The 15,132-nt window shown below is 73.9% G+C and carries 13 protein-coding genes; 9 read left to right on the top strand and 4 right to left on the bottom strand.

Annotation, left to right across the window (positions count from 1 at the left end; genetic code table 11):
* The first annotated feature begins 27 nt into the window (after nt 1–27).
* Nucleotides 28–2,283, top strand: coding sequence for an MMPL family transporter (locus tag FHX40_RS14015; RefSeq protein ID WP_142260031.1), 2,256 nt, complete (start codon nt 28–30; stop codon nt 2,281–2,283).
* A 61-nt stretch (nt 2,284–2,344) separates the two neighbouring features.
* On the opposite strand, the gene FHX40_RS14010 is transcribed toward FHX40_RS14015, so the two are convergent.
* Nucleotides 2,345–3,253, bottom strand: coding sequence for a bifunctional helix-turn-helix transcriptional regulator/GNAT family N-acetyltransferase (locus tag FHX40_RS14010; protein WP_211350259.1), 909 nt, complete (start codon nt 3,251–3,253; stop codon nt 2,345–2,347).
* A gap of 239 nt (nt 3,254–3,492) precedes the next feature.
* Here FHX40_RS14010 and FHX40_RS14005 point away from each other — a divergent pair, with 239 nt between their 5' ends.
* The gene (locus tag FHX40_RS14005; protein ID WP_142260029.1) at nt 3,493–4,518 is read left to right on the top strand and encodes a 6-phosphofructokinase; all 1,026 of its coding nucleotides are present in this window, start codon (nt 3,493–3,495) and stop codon (nt 4,516–4,518) included.
* A 112-nt stretch (nt 4,519–4,630) separates the two neighbouring features.
* Here the strand turns inward: FHX40_RS14005 and FHX40_RS14000 are convergent, their stop codons facing one another.
* Nucleotides 4,631–5,536, bottom strand: a complete 906-nt coding sequence (locus FHX40_RS14000; RefSeq protein WP_229788311.1) for an MHYT domain-containing protein — start codon at nt 5,534–5,536, stop codon at nt 4,631–4,633.
* A gap of 719 nt (nt 5,537–6,255) precedes the next feature.
* On the opposite strand from FHX40_RS14000, the gene thiI reads away from it, so the two are divergent.
* Nucleotides 6,256–7,467: a tRNA uracil 4-sulfurtransferase ThiI gene (gene thiI / locus FHX40_RS13995; RefSeq protein WP_142260027.1), complete on the top strand. Its 1,212-nt coding sequence runs from the start codon at nt 6,256–6,258 to the stop codon at nt 7,465–7,467.
* A 64-nt stretch (nt 7,468–7,531) separates the two neighbouring features.
* On the opposite strand, the gene FHX40_RS13990 is transcribed toward thiI, so the two are convergent.
* Nucleotides 7,532–8,119, bottom strand: a complete 588-nt coding sequence (locus tag FHX40_RS13990; RefSeq protein WP_142260026.1) for a TetR/AcrR family transcriptional regulator — start codon at nt 8,117–8,119, stop codon at nt 7,532–7,534.
* Nucleotides 8,120–8,202: 83 nt separating this feature from the next.
* Here FHX40_RS13990 and FHX40_RS13985 point away from each other — a divergent pair, with 83 nt between their 5' ends.
* On the top strand, nt 8,203–8,709 hold the full coding sequence (locus FHX40_RS13985; RefSeq protein ID WP_189136135.1) for a pyridoxamine 5'-phosphate oxidase family protein: 507 nt from the start codon (nt 8,203–8,205) through the stop codon (nt 8,707–8,709).
* Nucleotides 8,710–8,817: 108 nt separating this feature from the next.
* Here the strand turns inward: FHX40_RS13985 and aroF are convergent, their stop codons facing one another.
* Nucleotides 8,818–9,891 carry a 3-deoxy-7-phosphoheptulonate synthase gene (gene aroF, locus FHX40_RS13980; protein ID WP_142260025.1) on the bottom strand — a complete coding sequence of 358 codons (1,074 nt, stop codon included), beginning with the start codon at nt 9,889–9,891 and terminating at the stop codon, nt 8,818–8,820.
* A gap of 261 nt (nt 9,892–10,152) precedes the next feature.
* On the opposite strand from aroF, the gene FHX40_RS13975 reads away from it, so the two are divergent.
* The 5 genes from FHX40_RS13975 (at nt 10,153) to FHX40_RS13955 (ending at nt 15,131) form a co-directional block, all read left to right on the top strand.
* Nucleotides 10,153–10,752 (top strand): sulfite oxidase-like oxidoreductase, encoded by a 600-nt coding sequence (locus FHX40_RS13975; RefSeq protein WP_170198951.1) that lies wholly within the window; start codon nt 10,153–10,155, stop codon nt 10,750–10,752.
* Between the two features lie 133 nt (nt 10,753–10,885).
* Nucleotides 10,886–12,415, top strand: coding sequence for a sensor histidine kinase (locus FHX40_RS13970; protein ID WP_142260023.1), 1,530 nt, complete (start codon nt 10,886–10,888; stop codon nt 12,413–12,415).
* A gap of 66 nt (nt 12,416–12,481) precedes the next feature.
* Nucleotides 12,482–13,252 (top strand): LytR/AlgR family response regulator transcription factor, encoded by a 771-nt coding sequence (locus FHX40_RS13965; RefSeq protein ID WP_142260022.1) that lies wholly within the window; start codon nt 12,482–12,484, stop codon nt 13,250–13,252.
* Nucleotides 13,249–13,608 (top strand): hypothetical protein, encoded by a 360-nt coding sequence (locus tag FHX40_RS13960; protein WP_142260021.1) that lies wholly within the window; start codon nt 13,249–13,251, stop codon nt 13,606–13,608. Before FHX40_RS13965 ends, FHX40_RS13960 begins: the two co-directional genes overlap by 4 nt.
* Nucleotides 13,605–15,131 (top strand): sodium:solute symporter family transporter, encoded by a 1,527-nt coding sequence (locus FHX40_RS13955; protein ID WP_142260020.1) that lies wholly within the window; start codon nt 13,605–13,607, stop codon nt 15,129–15,131. Before FHX40_RS13960 ends, FHX40_RS13955 begins: the two co-directional genes overlap by 4 nt.
* Nucleotide 15,132: the final 1 nt, after the last annotated feature.

Raw genomic sequence — 15,132 nt, 5'->3', positions numbered from 1 at the left:
TACTTTACCGAGTTTCGCGGGGGAGTCATGGAGAACAGGACCCGGCGGGGCCATCCGCTGCGCCGCCTCGGGTGGTGGGCGGTGCGGCGGCGCCGCCTCGTGCTGCTGTGCTCGCTGGTCGCCGCCGTGGTCGCGGGCGTGCTCGCCGCGGGCACCGTGGGCGCGCTGTCGCTCGCCCGCTTCGAGGCGCCCGGGTCGGAGTCGGACCGCACCGCCGCCCAGCTCGCCGAACGCTTCGGCACCGGCGGGGCCGACCTGATCCTGCTGGTCACCGCCCGCCGCGGGGACGTGGACGACCCACAGGTCGCGGCCTCCGGCCGGGCGCTCACCGCCCGGGTGGCCGCCTTCGAGGGGGTGGCCGAGGCGGCCTCGTACTGGACCCGCGGCGCCCCGGCCACGCTGCGCAGCACCGACGGCCGCCACGCCCTGATCCTCGCCCGCATCCCCGGGGACGCCGACCACGTGCGGGCCCGGATCCTGCCCGCGCTGCTGCCCGAGGTGACCCGCGGCGACCACGCGATCGAGGTGCGCGCGGGCGGCGGCGAGGAGGTGTTCCGCCAGACCGTGCCGCTGGCCCGGCAGGACTTCCTCCGCGCCGAGCTGGTCATCTTCCCGCTCGTCTTCCTGCTGCTCTGGCTCTACCTGCGCCGCATCCTCGCCGCCGTGCTGCCGATCGCGGCGGGCCTGTTCGCCATGGTGATCGGGCTGGCGCTGCTCCGCATCCCGCTGCTGTTCACCGACATCTCCACGTTCGCGCTCAACCTCACGCTGGCGATGGGGCTCGGCCTCGGCGTCGACCACGCGCTGTTCGTGGTCTCCCGCTTCCGCGAGGAGGTACGGCACGGCCGCGAGCGGCAGGAGGCCGTCGCCCGCGCGGTGGAGCACGCCGGGCACACGGTGATCTTCAGCGGGGCCACGGTGGCCGCGTCGCTCGCCGTGCTGCTGGTGCTGCCGTTCGACTTCCTGCGCTCGTTCGCCTACGCCGGGATCGCGGTCGTGGTCGGCGGGGTGGTCGCGTCGCTCGTCGTGCTGCCCGCGGTGCTGGCCGTGACAGGCGGTGCCGTACTGCCCCGGGGCGGCCACGCCGGCGGACACGCCGCGGAGCCGGTCGCGCGCGGCGGGTTCTGGACCGGCCTCGCCGCCCGGGTGATGCGGCGGCCGCTCGCCTTCGGGGGCGTCGCGGCCGCGGCCCTGCTGCTGCTCGCCTCGCCGGTGCTCGGGCTGCGGTTCGGGGTGGCCGACGACCGCATCCTGCCCGCCTCCGCCCCCGCCCGGCAGACCCAGGAGATCGTCCGCGCCGCCTTCCCGGCCGAGGAGACCGACGCGCTGCAGGTGGTCTCCGCGCCCGGCGCGGCCGTGGACCGCGACGCGGTGGCCGGGTACGCGGCGGCGCTGTCCCGGCTGCCCGGCGTCGCGCAGGTCGACTCGGCCGCGGGCTCCTACGCCGGCGGGGCCCGGGTCGGCGACGGCGATGTCGGCCGGTTCCGGCCCCGCGACGGCGGCGAGGGGACCTGGCTGTCGGTGGTCCCGTCGGCCGAGGCGATGGCCGCCGATCCGGTCCGGCTGGTCGACCGGGTGCGCGCCCAGCCCGCGCCGTTCCCGGTCCTGGTCGGCGGCTATCCGGCCGAGCTCGCCGACTACCGGGCCTCGGTGGTGGACCGGCTGCCGTGGGCGCTCGGCCTGATGTTCGCGGTCACCTTCGCCGTGCTGTTCCGGCTCACCGGCAGCCTGCTGATCCCGCTGAAGGCGGCGGTGCTCAACGCGCTCAGCCTGGCGGTGATGTTCGGCGTCATCGTGTGGGTCTACCAGGAGGGCAACCTGTCGGGAGTGCTGGGGTTCACGCCGACCGGCAGCGTCGACCCGAGCATCCCGATCCTGATGCTCTGCGTCGCCTACGGCCTGTCCATGGACTACGAGGTGTTCCTGCTGTCCCGGATCACCGAGGAGTACCGGCGCACCGGCGACACCGAGACCGCCGTCGCCGCCGGGCTGCGCCACGGCGGGCCGCTGATCACGGCCGCGGGCGGGATCCTCGCCCTCTCGTTCGCGGCGTACGGCACGGCGCAGGTGGTCTTCGTGCAGATGCTCGGCGTCGGCGTGGCCGTCGCGGTGCTCGTCGACGCCACGGTGATCCGCGCGATCCTGGTGCCCGCGGCGATGCGCCTGGCGGGCCGGGCCAACTGGTGGGCCCCCGGGCCGCTGCGCCGGCTGTCCGGCCTGCGGCCCGAGCCCGCGGCGGCGCCCGTCCCGGACCCGCGCCCGGAGGCGGCGGCCCGCCCCTGACGCCGGCGTCGCCGCGGGTGGCCCGGCGCGGTCACCCGCGGCGGCGGTGGCCGTACCGGCGTCACAGGTCGCGGGACCACGTCTGGCGGACCATGTCCTTGCCGAACGCGCGCTCCGGCGTCTCGCTCTCCAGCTCGAAGCCCGCGCGCCGGTAGATGCGCCGGGCGTCGGCGAGCACGTCGTAGGTCATGAGCGTGATGCGCGAGTAGCCCGCGGTGCGCGCGAAGCGCAGGCACTCGTCCACCAGCCGGGAGCCGATGCCCATGCCCCGCGCGGAGGGCTCGACGAGGAGCAGCCGCAGCTGCGCGGTCCGGGCGTCCTGGCGCATGCAGGCGATGAACCCGACCGGCTCGCCGTCCAGCTCGGCGACCCAGCCCGCCTGGCCCTTGTCGCCCTGGGCGGCGACGTAGTCGTTCACGATGCCGAGGACGAGTCGCTCGAAGGTCTCGTCCCACCCGTACTCGTCGTGGTAGAGCGCGCCGTGCCGGTACACCACCCAGCCGAGGTCGCCGGGCCGGGGCGGACGGAGCAGGTACGGCCCGGCCGGGCGGGCGCCCTCGAGGATATCCCGGATCGTCCCCATCGCCGCGACGAGCCGCCGCCGCTCCTCCTCCGGAAGCGGGTCGAGGAAGGCGCGGATCTGCGCGGCGGCGCGCTCGTCGAGCATGGCGCGGGCGGCACGCCCCGCGTCGGTGAGCCGGATGATCTGCCGGCGGCCGTCGGTGGCGGAGCGCTCCCGGGTGACCAGGCCGTCGGCCTCGAACCGGGACAGGATGCGGCTGAGGTATCCGGCGTCGAGGCCGAGCATCCGGCGCAGCTCGCCGGTCTCGCAGGCGTCCCGCAGCCCGATCTCGAACAGGATCCTGGCCTCGGTGAGGGAGTAGGGGGTGTCCAGCAGCCCGGCGGACAGGACCCCGAGGTGCCGGGTGTAGAAGCGGTTGAAGGCACGGATGGCGGCGACTTGATCCACTGCCCACCTCAACTAATTCGTTGACTCAGTCAAGTATAAAGTCCTGATTCTCGTCGTGTCACCGTTTGGTCTAGACCAATCCCCTGGTGTAGGGCACAATTCGGTAGCGTTGTCCGTCCGTGTCGCCTGCCCGCTGCCGGGCAGCGTGTGGGGGACGTGCCGGACCAGGCGTCGGCCGGCGGGATGGACCGCCGTGACCAACAGAACCGATCTGTGAGATCCATCGGGAGGAACCCGCAATGCGCATAGGTGTGCTCACCGGGGGCGGCGACTGCCCCGGTCTCAACGCAGTGATCCGGGCCGTGGTCCGTAAGGGGATCAGCGTGTACGGCCACGAGTTCGTCGGGTTCCGCGACGGCTGGCGCGGTCCGCTGGAGAACGACACGATGCCGCTCGACATCGAGGCGGTCCGCGGCATCCTGCCCCGTGGCGGCACCATTCTCGGCTCGTCCCGGACGAACCCGATGAAGATCGAGAACGGCGTCGAGCGGATCAAGGAGAACCTGGAGAAGAACGGCGTCGACGCCCTCATCGCGATCGGCGGCGAGGACACCCTCGGTGTGGCGCGCAAGCTGTTCGAGAGCGGCGTGAAGGTCGTCGGCGTGCCGAAGACGATCGACAACGACCTCAACGCCACCGATTACACCTTCGGCTTCGACACCGCGGTGAACATCGCCACCGAGGCGATCGACCGGCTGCACACCACCGCCGAGTCCCACCACCGGGCGCTGATCTGCGAGGTCATGGGCCGGCACGCGGGCTGGATCGCGCTGCACGCCGGTATGGCCGCGGGCGCGAACGTCATCCTCATCCCGGAGAAGCCGTTCGACATCGACAAGGTCTGCGCCTATGTCGAGAGCCGGTTCAAGACCCGCTACGCCCCGATCATCGTCGTCGCCGAGGGCGCGCACCCGATCGAGGGCCAGATGGCGCTGCAGAGCAACGAGCTCGACGCGTTCGGCCACGTCCGCCTCGGCGGCATCGGCGAGCAACTCGCCAAGGAGATCGAGAAGCGCACCGGCAAGGAGGCCCGCACCACCGTGCTCGGCCACATCCAGCGCGGTGGCACCCCGAGCGCCTTCGACCGCGTGCTCGCCACCCGGTTCGGCCTGCACGCGATCGACGCGGTGCAGGACGGCGACTTCGGCAAGATGGTCGCGCTGCGCGGCACCGAGATCGTCCGCGTAGGCCTCGAGGAGGCGGTCGACCAGCTCAAGCTCGTCCCGGTGGAGCGTTACGAGGAGGCCGAGGTCTTCTTCGGCTGATCCGGCCGCGGTGCACCACGCGTGACCGACCCGGCGTCCGGCCCCGTGCCGGCGCCGGGTCGGTGCGTGAACGGCCTGCCGGCGTCACCACGCCGGTGCCGGCCGGCCCGGGTCAGGGACGGGACCGGGGATCGAACAGCGACGGCCGGTCGTCCGGCCCGGCGGCACCCGGGCCGCCGTTCCCGGGCCACCCGGGCCCGGACGCCGGGGTACGGCCGGCCCGCCGCTGCGGCTGCGGCCCGCCGTGCCGTACCGCGGGGCCGCGGTGCCGGCCCCCGGTCGCCGGCGGCGGGTCCTCCTGCTCCCGGCGCCGCTCGATGCGCGCGAGCAGCTCGGCCTCGCTGCGCAGCTCCTTCTCCGATGGCGAGAGCATCACGGCCATGAGCAGGCCGATGGTGAGCAGGCTGATCCCGACCAGCAGCGGGACCAGGAAGTCGATCGGGGCCGCGCCCGGCGGCGGCTCGGAGGACCCGGTCCCGGTGACGCTCATCGCGAACATGCCGGTGTAGTGCATGCCGGTCACGGCGACGCCCATGAGCAGCGCCGCGCCGAGCGTGAGCAGCCTCCCGCGCACCCGCAGGCTGAACCACAGCGCGACCGTGGCCGCCGCGACCGCGATCACCACCGACAGCACGACGGTGACCGGGTCGTAGGAGAGCCTCACCGTGGTGTTCATCGCGGCCATGCCCAGGTAGTGCATCGACGCGACGCCGCAGCCGGTGAGCAGGCCGCCGCCGAGCAGCGGGGCCGGACGGGTCCCGCCGTACGAGACGAGCAGCAGCCCGGCGCCGACGACCACGACCGCCACGACGGCCGAGGCCGCGGTGAGCATGACGTCGTAACGGATCGTGGCCCCGCTCACCGAGAAGCCCATCATCGCGATGAAGTGCATCACCCAGATGCCGGTGCCGCCGAGGGCGAGCGCGGAGCCGGCGAGCCGGCGCACCCGCGCGGCCCCTTCGGTGCTGCGGGCCCGCGCCGCGAACAGCAATCCCAGCAGGGAGCCGACGACGGACATGGCATATCCGAGCAAGGGCGTGATCAACCCTTGGGAGAAGTGGTTGATGTGATGCATGGCCGAACTCTTTTCACCCGATGAAACAGGGTCGGGAGGAGCAACAGGAAGTATGACAGCGGCGGATGGTCTGCGCCCTTCCCCGGTGGATACGAGAATTTCTCGATTATGCGGTGGGGTGTGCCGGGGCAACACCCCCCGCGGGGCGCCGGGGCGCCCCGGTACCGCATCGGGCGGGTCGCCGCCGACCTGCGGCGTCGCCCTCTGCGGCCCGGCCGCGGGCCCGGCGCAGGGGGTACGGCCCGGCGGGCGGCGGCGTCGCACACCCGGTCGCGTGCGGTTGTGGTGAGGAACATCACCGCCGGGATTGGACCGTTCCACGGAATGGCACGGCGGGCCGGTTGTGAATGATCTTCGAAAGCCTCCTTGTGTGCCGGTGGAACGGGTGCCCAGAAAAGATCGTTGAATGCCTGCCGAAACCCGGGGACGGCGTCGCAACATATCCGGTTTTCCGGTGCCGCGCGGCCCGCCTTCCCCCGGTGAAAGACCGATCCGCGATTCCCCAGGGGCGGGGCGGGCGCACCGCGGATGCCCAGGGGCGGTGCGGTGGTTGGGTACATTGAGGGGATGCCGCTTCCGGCACGCCGGGGCAACCGGGGATCGGCCGGACCGGCGGATCCCTGCCCCGTTCATTTCCCTCACCGCAACGGCCGGAGGAGACCATGTCCCTTGCCATCACGTCGGCGCTCGGCGAGCCATGCGTGCTGCTCAAGCTCGGTGAGGTGGTTCTCAAGGGCAAGAACCGGGAGCTGTTCGAGCGGCGGCTGCAGGGCAACATCAAGACCGCGCTGCGCGAGTTCGGCCTCAAGGTCGACATCCGCCGGCGCCACGGCGTCTTCGTGCTCTACCTCCCCGAGGGCACCGATCCGGCGACCGCCGACGCGGTTGCCCGCCGGGTCACCGACGTGATGGGCCTGGTCTGGGTGCACCGCGCCTGGCGCGTGCCGAAGGAGCCGGACGCGGTCACCAAGGCGGCCGTCGAGCTGCTCGCCGACCGCGAGGACGTCCGGCGCGGCGCCTCGTTCGCGGTGCGCTCCCGGCGCCGGGACAAGCGCTTCCCGCTGCGCTCGAACGAGATCGACCGCCTCGTCGGCGCGGCGATCGTGGACACCTACGGCCTGCCGGTCAACCTGAGCGCGCCGGACCTCACCGTCTACATCGAGGTCGACCGGGACGAGGTCTTCGTGTTCACCGACGGGCTTCCCGGCCAGGGCGGGCTGCCCGTCGGCATGAGCGGCCGCGCCCTCGTGCTCATGTCCGGCGGCATCGACTCGCCGGTCGCCGCGTACCGGATGATGCGCCGCGGCCTGCGCGTCGACTTCCTGCACTTCTCCGGCATCCCGTTCACCGGGTCGGAGTCGATCTACAAGGCGTACGCGCTCGTCCGCAGGCTCGACCGGTTCCAGGGCGGCTCCCGGCTGTGGGTGGTGCCGTTCGGCAAGGCCCAGCAGTCCCTCAAGGCCTCCGGCGCGGACCGGCTGCAGGTGGTCGCGCAGCGTCGGCTCATGCTCAAGACCGCCGAGGAGATGGCGCACCGCATCAACGCCGCCGCGCTCATCACCGGCGACTCGCTCGGCCAGGTGTCGTCGCAGACCCTGGCGAACATCACCGCGCTCGACGACGCGGTCGACCTGCCGATCCTGCGCCCGCTGATCGGCATGGACAAGACCGAGATCATGGCCGAGGCCCGCCGCATCGGCACCCTGGAGATCTCCGAGCTGCCCGACGAGGACTGCTGCACCCTGCTCACCCCGCGCCGGGCCGAGACCCGCGCCAAGATCGAGGATCTCCGCCAGATCGAGCGGCGCCTCGACGCCGAGGAGCTCGCCGTACGGCTCGCCGACAGCGTCCAGGAGTACAAGCTCGAGGACTGACCTCGCCCACCGTGCCGGGGCGGCGCCCGCGAAGGGGCGCCGCCCCGGCATGCGTTCCGCCCGGTCAGGCCTCCGGGACGAGGTGCGTGACCAGCGCGGAGATCACCTCGTCCGGGGGCAGGTCGGTGATCGCGTCGGGCAGGGTGAGCAGCTCGACGATGAGGCCGCTCATCGCGTAGTAGAGCAGCAGGCCCGTGACCGGGGTGCCGGGCAGCGCGAAGTCGCGGTACGCCTGCATGTTCGCCGCGTGACTCGCCCGGATGGTCTCGGTGAGCGTGGCGCGCAGCCCCGGGCGGCGCGTGGCCTCCAGGCGCAGCTCGAGCAGGGCGAGATAGGCGGCGCGGTCCGCGTCGATGCGGCGCAGCAGCGCGCGCAGCATGCGCTCGGCGAGGGCGCGGGAGGGCCCGGCGTCGGCGAACTCGCGGGAGAAGTCGTCGACCTCCTGCGGCGTGGCCGCCAGCCGGTGGTGGATGTGCCGCCCGGCCTGGCCGAGCAGGTCGTCGCGGCTCGCGAAGTAGTTGGACGCGGTGCCGACCGGCACCCCCGCCTGCATGTCCACCGCGCGGAAGGTGAGCCCTCTGGCCCCGTCGCGGGCCAGGACCTCGATGGCGGCGTCGAGCAGCGCCGCCCGGCGCGCGGGATTCCGGCCCATCGGTCCTCCTGGGAGAAACGGGTTGCAACCACTACAGTCAAAGTACTACAACTGGAGTGGTAACCGGATGTGGAGGTAACGATATGGCCCTGGACACCCTCGCGGAGACGGCCCCGGCGTTCGTCGAGATGGCGAACCGGATGATCTACGCGACGCTCACCACGGTCGATCGGCGCGGGCGGCCCAGGGCCCGCATGGTCCACACGCTGTGGGAGTGGGACGGGGAGCACCTGGTGGGCTGGGTCGGCAGCATCGTGACCCCGATGAAGAAGGCCCACCTGGCGAACAACCCGTACGTGTCGTGCAACTACTGGGACGGCTTCGAGGTCTACGACACCTGCGTCGCCGAGTGCCGCGCCGAGCTGCTGCTCGACGAGAAGAGCCGGCACGAGGGCTGGGAGCGGTTCAGGTCGACCCCGCCGCCGCTCGGCTACGACCCGGCGATCATCCCGCAGTGGGCGGACGGCCCCGACTCGCCCGCGTGGGGCGTGATGCGCCTGGTCCCGTGGCGGCTGCGCGTCTTCCCCGGCGAGTTCGCCAGGTCCGGCGGTACGAAGGGACGCATCCTCACCTGGCAGGAGGACGCCTGAGCACGGCCCCGCGGCCGCCGGCCGTACACCGTGACGGACCGGTGGCCGCGGGCGGTTGAAACCGCGGTCGCGCGGGCGGCGCCGGAGCACCGCCCGCACGGCCGGGGATCAGGCCACGGGGGCGGACTCGGCGGCCTCGCCGGCGCGCTCGGCCGCCTCCAGGGCCGGGGTGAGGGTACGGCCGAGCAGCGGCGGGAACTCCCGGACCACCCGGGCGAGCTCGGCCACGTCCTCCTCGACCAGCGCCTGGGGCCCGTCGACGAGCGCCTGCTCGGGGTTGGGGTGCACGTCGACGATCACGCCGTCCGCGCCGGCCGCGATCGCCGCGCGGGTGAGCGGCAGCACCAGGTCGCGGCGGCCGCCGGAGTGCGAGGGGTCGATCACCACCGGCAGGTGGGAGAGCCGCTGGGCCACCGGCACCGCCGAGACGTCGAGGGTGTTGCGGGTGGCCTTCTCGAACGTGCGGATGCCGCGCTCGCACAGCACGATGTCGAGGTTGCCCCGCTGGGCGATGTACTCGGCGGCCATGAGCCACTCCTCGATCGTGCTGCTCATGCCGCGCTTGAGCAGCACCGGCTTGCCCGCCGCGCCGACCGCCTGCAGCAGCGCGAAGTTCTGCGCGTTACGGGTGCCGACCTGCAGCATGTCCGCGTACGAGGCGACCAGCTCGACGTCGTGGGCGTCCACCACCTCGGTGACCACGGGCAGCCCGGTCTCGGCCCGGACCTCGGCGAGGATTTGCAGCCCCTGCTCGCCGAGCCCCTGGAAGGCGTACGGAGAGGTGCGGGGCTTGAACGCGCCGCCGCGCAGCAGCGACGCCCCGGCCGCCTTCGCCATCCGCGCGGCCTTGAGCGTCTGCTCGGGCGTCTCCACGGCGCATGGCCCGGCGATCAGGGTCATGTACCCGGGGCCGATCGGCACCCCGCCCACCCAGACCGTCGACCGCTCCGGGTGGTTGTCCCGGGAGACCAGCTTGTACGGCGTGGACACGCGCATCACGTCGGCGACGCCCCGCATTCCGCCCAGGTTCAGCGAGGAGAACTGCTCGATGTCGCCGACGAGCCCGATGATGGTACGGCTCACGCCGCGGCTGACGAACGCCTCGCCGCCGGCGGTGCCGACCAGCTCCACGATCGCGTCGACGTCGTCCTGGGTGGCCTCCGGGGCCATGACGATGACCATCTCTGCCTTCCTGCTCGGTATATACGCGTTGTCGGGGATAGTCCGGACAAAGACGAAGGGCCCCGGGTCGATCGACCCGGGGCCCTTCGTCCGTCTGGTGTCAGCGCAGCGTCTGATGGCGAACGGTCCGACCCTCGGGTCCGTCGCCATACCAAAACTCGAACGCGGTACGCATCGCCGAAATAGTAGCGCAACCGAACCCAGGGGGCGGTGCCGGGCGGCCGTCACGGCGATGGCAGTATGGCGATCGTGCCGGATGAGATGGAGGTGGAGCGGCGTCTGCCCCCGGGCCAGCACATCCCGCGCGGCCGTCCGGTGGTGCACTACGGGAGGGTCCCGCCGTTTCGCCCGGAACGCTGGAGCCTCATGGTGTTCGGCGCCACGGCGTCGGGCACGGAGACCAAGCTGACCTGGCCCGAGTTCCGCGCGCTGCCCCGCGTGACCGTGGTCGCGGACTTCCACTGCGTCACGCGGTTCTCCGTCCTCGACAACGTGTGGACCGGCGTGCCCGCCACCACCCTGCTCGAGCTGGTGCCGCCCGCGCCCGAGGTGCGGCACGTGATGATCTGGGCGGAGTACGGCTACAGCGCCAACCTGCGCATGTCCGACTTCACCTCGCCCCAGACGCTGTTCGCCACCGAGCTCGACCACCAGCCCCTTACCCCGGAGCGCGGCCACCCGGTGCGGCTGGTCGTCCCGCACCTGTACGCGTGGAAGAGCGTGAAGTGGGTGCGCGGCATCGAGTACCTGGTCGAGGACCGCCGCGGCTTCTGGGAGGAGCGCGGCTACCACAACATCGGCGACCCCTGGCGCGAGCAGCGCTACTCCTACCAGGAGGAACCCGGCGAAGGCCCGCCCTGACCCACGGCGCGCCGCGCCCCGCGCGGCCGCCGCCACCGCCCGCCGTACGGCCGTGGCCGCGACCGCGGATCCGCAATGCGGATAACCGTCCGTTTACCTGCGGTGGCGCTGCGTGTTGATTACCGTGAGGGGCATGTCGACGGCGTGGTGGGTCCTCGTGTGTGCCGCCGCCGCACTGCTGGGGTACGGCGTCGCCTTGCTGCACACGGCCGGCCGGGGTGATCCCGTCGGCGAGCCGCCCCGGGGCGCCGCCTACTTCACCCTCCCGCTCACCGGGCTCGCCGCGCGGCACCTGCGCACCGGCCTGTCCGCGGAGTCCGCGGCGAAGGCGGTACGGCACCTGCGCCTGCTGCTGGGCACGAGCGGCCTGGCGATCGTCTCCACCGACCGGGTGCTCGCCTGGGACTCCGCGGGCGACCACGACCACGTCACCCCCCTGCCCGCCGAGGCGGGCCCGGCCGGGCACGACCTCGGCACGGACCGGTGCGCCGGGCACCGGGCCGGGGCCCATCCGGCCGCCCGTCCGATCGGCCCGCCCGTGCCGCGGGAGACGGCGCGCTGGGAGTACCGCGGCGGCCGGATCGAGGTGTCCCCGCCGCCCGCCGCCGGGCGCGGCCACGACGCCCGGACCGGCGCGGCCGGCCGCCCGCGCGGGGGACCGCGGCACGCCGGCCGGGGCCGGGGCGCGGAGCCGGGGCGGCGCGGCGGCCCCGGGCGCGGATCCGGCCACCGCCGCGCCCCGCGCCGCGGCTGGGCCCAGCCGCCGGAGGACGCGGTGCTCGGCCACGTGCGCGGCGTGCTCGCCGGAGGCCGCGCCCACATCGTCACCCGCGACGAGGCGGGCTGCGGCGCGCCCGGCTGCCCGCTGCGCGCCGCCGTGGTCGTGCCGCTCACCGTCGGCGGCCGGGTGGTGGGGGCGCTCGCCGCCTACGACGCGCACGCCGACGCCGCCCTGCTGCGCACCGCCGACGAGCTGGGCCGCTGGGTGTCCGGGCAGCTCGAGCTCGCCGAGCTCGACGAGTGCCGCCGCCGGGTGGCCGAGGCCGAGTTCCAGGCGCTCACCGCGCAGATCTCGCCGCACTTCGTGTACAACTCGCTCACCGCGATCGCCTCGTTCGTGCGCACCGACCCGACCCGGGCCCGCGAGCTGCTGCTCGACTTCGCCGACTTCGCCCGGTACGCGCTGCGCCGCGCCCGCCGGTTCACCACGCTCGCCGACGAGCTCGGCTGCGTCGACCGCTACCTGCTGCTGGAGCGCGCCCGGTTCGGCGACCGGCTGCGGTTCAGCGTCCGGGTCCCGCCGGAGGTGCTGCCGGTCCCGGTGCCCTTTCTCTGCCTGCAGCCGATCGTGGAGAACGCGATCAAGCACGGCCTGCGCGCCACCGACGGCGCCGGCGAGGTGCGCGTGGTGGTGCGGGACGCCGGGCCGGAGGCGCACATCACCATCGAGGACGACGGCGTCGGCATGGACCCGGAGCAGGTGAAGGCGCTGCTCGAGGGCCGCCGCACGGGCTCCGGCGGCGTGGGGCTCACCAACGTCGACCGCCGCCTGCGGCAGATCTACGGCCCCGAGTACGGGCTCGTCGTGGAGAGCGCCCCCGGCCAGGGGACCAAGGTACGGCTCCGCGTACCGAAAAACTGGGACAAGCATAGCGGAGCGTAGTCACTTTTTTACGTTCCGCTGGCGTTTCGGTTGCGCGAACGGGATCCGGGGCGGCAACGTGGGGGCATGCTGCGTGTCCTGGCCATCGACGATGAGGTTCCCGCCCTGGACGAGCTGGCCTACCTGCTGCGCGAGGACGCGCGGGTGGAGCACGTCGCCACCGCATCCGACGGCGCCACCGCGCTTCGCGACATGGTCGAGATGATCGGCAGAGGGGAGCGGCTCGACGGGATCTTCCTCGACATCCGCATGCCGGGGCTCAGCGGGCTCGAGCTCGGCCGCCTCATCGGCGGGTTCCCCGACCCGCCCCGCCTGGTGTTCGTCACCGCCCACGAGGAGTGGGCGGTGAAGGCGTTCGAGCTCGAGGCCGTCGACTACCTGCTCAAGCCGGTGCGCTCGGCGCGCCTGGCGGAGGCGGTGCGCCGCCTGTCCATCGCCGTCGGCAGGGCGGCCGAGCCGGACGCCGAGGAGGTCATCCCGGTCGAGCTCGGCGGGCACACCCGGTTCGTCGCGCTGCCCGAGGTGCTGTTCGCCGAGGCGCAGGGCGACTACGTGCGCCTGCACACCGCGACGGACAACTACCTGGTGCGGGCCTCGCTGGCCACGCTCGAGCGCCAGTGGGCCGACTTCGGCTTCATCCGGGTGCACCGCAGCACCCTGGTCTCCACCCGGCACGTCAAGGAGCTCTACCTGGAGGCCGGGCGCATCGTGCTCAAGGTGGGCGAGCACACCGTGCCGGTGAGCCGCCGGCACAGCCGCCAGGTGCGGGAACAGCTCATCGGCCAGGCGAGCCTCGGCGGCTCCCCGCTGCGCCGCCGTACGGGACCGCGCCCATGACCGCCCGCGCCGCGGCGCTGCGCGCCGGTGAGGACCCGGTGTGGGGGAGCGTGGCCGCGCTCGTCGCGGTGCAGCGGCGGCACGCGCTGCGCACCCTCGCCGTGGTCGGCGCCGGGCTCGGCCTGCTGCTCGGGGCGTTCGCCCTCGCGCCCGCCGCCGGGGCGGCCGCGCTCGGCGGCGTGCCGTTCGGCTGGCTGGTGCTCACCGCCGGGGTGCAGCCGGCCTGGCTCGTGGTCGCGCTGCGCCACGTCCGCGCGGCCGAGCAGGCGGAACGGGACCTGGTGCGCGCGGTCCGCCGCCGGACCGGGGCGGGTGGCAACGGTCCGGTCCGGCCGCCGGGGCGCGGATCGGCATGACCGCCGTCGTCACCTCCGTCCTGGGGGTGGCCGTGCTCCTGCTCGTCTCGGCGATCGCCGGGGTGCCACCGTCCCGCAGGTACGTCACGAAGTCCGACTTCTACACCGCGGCGCGCGCCGTCGCGCCCTGGTGGAACGCCTCCGCGGTGGGGGCCGGTTTCACCTCGGCCGCGGCGTTCCTCGGCCTGGCGGGGCTCATCGCCGGGCACGGCGCGCCCCTGCTGTGGTACCCGGTCGGCGTCGTCGTCGGGTACGTGGTGCTGCTCACCCTCGTGGTGGCGCCGCTGCGCCGCTCGGGCGCCTACACGCTGTGCGACTTCGCCCGCTGGCGGCTCGGCTCGGCCGCGGCGGGCCGGGTGGTCACCGGCGTGGTGCTGCTGATCGGCGTGGTCTACCTGATGGCGCAGATCCACGCGGGCGGGGCCGTGCTCAACGTGCTGTGCGGCGTGCCCCCGTGGGTGGGCGGCTGCGCGCTCGCCGTCGTGGTCGCCGTGGTCGCGATCGCCGGGAGCACGACGAACGTGCAGGCGGTGCAGTTCTGGGTGATGCTCGCCGTGCTCGGGGCGGGTGCGCTCGCGCTCGCCGTCGCCTGGCTCACCGGGCTCGCCGCGCCGCCCGTCGCGGACCTGCCCGCCGCGTTCGCCTCGCCGTACGGGCCGGGGGAGGCCCGTGGCGCGCTCGGCCCGGCCGCGGGGGACCTGTCGCCGCCCGGGGTGCTCGCGGTCGTGCTCGCCTCGGCGCTCGGCACGATGGGGCTGCCGCACGTCACGGTGCGCTTCTACGCCAACCCGGACGGCTGGTCGGCCCGGCGCACCGTGGTCGCCGTGCTCGGCATGCTCGGCCTGTTCTACCTGCTGCCCCCGGTGTACGGCGTGCTCGGCGGGCTGTACGCCCCGGGCGCCCCGGCCGACCGGATGATGCTGCTGCTGCCGCTGCGGATGCTGCCCGGCGTGCCGGGCGAGGTGCTCACCGGCCTGCTCGCCACCGGGGCGTTCGCGGCGTTCCTCGCCACCTCGTGCGGGGTCGTGGTCACGGTCGGGGGCACGATCTCCTCGCGGGTGCTCGGCGGCGGCGTGGGCGGCCTGCGGGTCACCGTGGCCGGGCTGCTCGCGGTCGCGCTCGCCCTGCTGCGGCTCGTCCCGCACGCGAACTCGCTCGCCCTCGTGCTGCTCGGCCTCACCATCGCCGCGGCCACGCTGTGCCCGCTGCTCGTGCTCGGCATCTGGTGGCGCGGGCTGTCCACGACCGGCGCGGTGGCCGGCATGCTCGCCGGGGGCGGCGCGGTCGCCGTGCTCGCCGGCCTCGCCGCCTGTGCCCCGGAGGCGGTCGGCGCGGCGGGCCGCTACCCGGCGCTCGTCGCCGTCCCGGTGGCGTTCGCCGTCATGCTCGCCGTGTCCGCGGCGACGCCGCGCCGGGTGCCGCCCGGGGAGGCGGAGATGATGGCGCGCATGCACCTGCCCGAGCGGCTCGCGCACCACCTGCTGGACCGCTCGTCGCGCGGAACCGACCACTCACCGGACTGAT

Origin of the sequence: Thermopolyspora flexuosa (genome assembly GCF_006716785.1) — a bacterium.
Lineage (GTDB): Bacteria > Actinomycetota > Actinomycetes > Streptosporangiales > Streptosporangiaceae > Thermopolyspora > Thermopolyspora flexuosa.
Note: the sequence above shows the minus strand (reverse complement) of the source record. Positions and strands in the feature narration are given on the sequence as shown.

What these genes read in the sequence shown, in the direction of transcription:
- FHX40_RS13985 (WP_189136135.1), top strand. Translation starts at nt 8,203, where the DNA reads ATGGCCCTGGACACCCTCGCGGAGACGGCCCCGGCGTTCGTCGAGATG.
- FHX40_RS13965 (WP_142260022.1), top strand. Translation starts at nt 12,482, where the DNA reads ATGCTGCGTGTCCTGGCCATCGACGATGAGGTTCCCGCCCTGGACGAG.
- FHX40_RS13970 (WP_142260023.1), top strand. Translation starts at nt 10,886, where the DNA reads ATGTCGACGGCGTGGTGGGTCCTCGTGTGTGCCGCCGCCGCACTGCTG.
- FHX40_RS13990 (WP_142260026.1), bottom strand. Translation starts at nt 8,119, where the DNA reads ATGGGCCGGAATCCCGCGCGCCGGGCGGCGCTGCTCGACGCCGCCATC.
- FHX40_RS14005 (WP_142260029.1), top strand. Translation starts at nt 3,493, where the DNA reads ATGCGCATAGGTGTGCTCACCGGGGGCGGCGACTGCCCCGGTCTCAAC.
- FHX40_RS13955 (WP_142260020.1), top strand. Translation starts at nt 13,605, where the DNA reads ATGACCGCCGTCGTCACCTCCGTCCTGGGGGTGGCCGTGCTCCTGCTC.
- FHX40_RS14015 (WP_142260031.1), top strand. Translation starts at nt 28, where the DNA reads ATGGAGAACAGGACCCGGCGGGGCCATCCGCTGCGCCGCCTCGGGTGG.
- thiI (WP_142260027.1), top strand. Translation starts at nt 6,256, where the DNA reads ATGTCCCTTGCCATCACGTCGGCGCTCGGCGAGCCATGCGTGCTGCTC.
- FHX40_RS13975 (WP_170198951.1), top strand. Translation starts at nt 10,153, where the DNA reads ATGGAGGTGGAGCGGCGTCTGCCCCCGGGCCAGCACATCCCGCGCGGC.
- FHX40_RS14000 (WP_229788311.1), bottom strand. Translation starts at nt 5,536, where the DNA reads ATGTCCGTCGTCGGCTCCCTGCTGGGATTGCTGTTCGCGGCGCGGGCC.
- aroF (WP_142260025.1), bottom strand. Translation starts at nt 9,891, where the DNA reads ATGGTCATCGTCATGGCCCCGGAGGCCACCCAGGACGACGTCGACGCG.
- FHX40_RS13960 (WP_142260021.1), top strand. Translation starts at nt 13,249, where the DNA reads ATGACCGCCCGCGCCGCGGCGCTGCGCGCCGGTGAGGACCCGGTGTGG.